1 protein-coding gene is annotated in these 1,286 nt (G+C 72.4%); it reads left to right on the forward strand.

Annotation, left to right across the window (positions count from 1 at the left end; all coding sequences use genetic code 11):
• Positions 1 to 187: 187 nt before the first annotated feature.
• Positions 188 to 1,286 (forward strand): DEAD/DEAH box helicase (locus tag PLL68_RS15390; protein ID WP_324535598.1); only part of this gene is annotated, 1,099 nt, incomplete at its 3' end.

A 1,286-nucleotide genomic window follows, 5' to 3' on the forward strand; every position in this document is an offset into this window, starting at 1 on the left:
TGCTGGCCCGCCTTCTGCCTCGGGCCGCAATCTTTGATGTCGATGCCTTCGCGTCGGGGCCGCAAGCCCTCGACTCGGCGCCGCGGCCCAGAGCCCCGCCCGGCAGAACATCCCGTGTCGTCGACACCGCCGATGGTCAATGCCGACCGCAGCGCTGCGCGACCGCCCTGAACTCAAAGGAATCACCTTGTCCAGCACCACTTTCGGCGCGCTCGGCGTGCCCGCCCCCCTCGTCGAGATCCTTGCCCAGCGCGAGATCACCGTCCCCACCCCCATCCAGGCCGCGACCCTGCCCGACTCCCTCGCGGGTCGCGACGTCCTCGGCCGTGGCCGCACCGGCTCGGGCAAGACGATGGCGTTCGTCCTGCCCCTGCTGACCCGCCTGTCGCGCAGCACGACGCAGCGCCAGTCGCGTCGCCCGCGCGCCCTCATCCTGGCCCCGACCCGCGAGCTCGCGACCCAGATCGAGGACGCCCTCACCCCGCTCGCAGCCCCCCTCGGCCTGACCTCGCGCACCGTCTTCGGTGGCGTCGGCCAGAACCCGCAGGTCACGGCGCTGCGCAAGGGTGTCGACATCGTCGTCGCCTGCCCCGGTCGCCTCGAGGACCTCATCGGCCAGGGTCACGTCTCCCTGGATGCCGTCGAGGTCACGATCATCGACGAGGCCGACCACATGGCCGACCTCGGCTTCCTGCCCGCCGTGCGCCGCCTGCTCGACGCCACCCCCGCGCGCGGGCAGCGGATGCTGTTCTCCGCCACGTTGGATGCCGGGATCGGCGTCATCGCGAAGCGTTACCTCTCGAACCCGGTCACCCACGAGGCCGACTCCGCGCAGTCGCCGGTGTCGACCATGGCCCACCACGTGCTGCACGTGACGCCCGACGGTCACGGCCAGGTGCTGCTCGACCTCGTCGCCGCCCCCGGCCGCACCGTGGTGTTCACCCGTACCAAGCACCGCGCCAAGAAGCTGGCCCGCCAGCTCAACGGCCAGGGTGTCCCCGCGGTCGAGCTGCACGGCAACCTCAGCCAGAACGCGCGCACCCGCACCATGGAGGCGTTCCACTCCGGCGCGGCCCGCACCCTGGTCGCCACCGACATCGCGGCGCGCGGCATCCACGTCGACGACGTCGCCCTCGTCATCCACGCCGACCCGCCGGTCGAGCACAAGGCCTACACGCACCGCTCGGGCCGCACCGCCCGCGCCGGTGCCTCCGGCACGGTCGTCACGCTGATGACCGACGACCAGGTGCGCGACGTGCGCGACCTCACCCGCAAGGCCGGGGTCA

This window comes from Ornithinibacter sp. (assembly GCF_035443565.1).
Lineage (GTDB): Bacteria > Actinomycetota > Actinomycetes > Actinomycetales > Dermatophilaceae > Fodinibacter.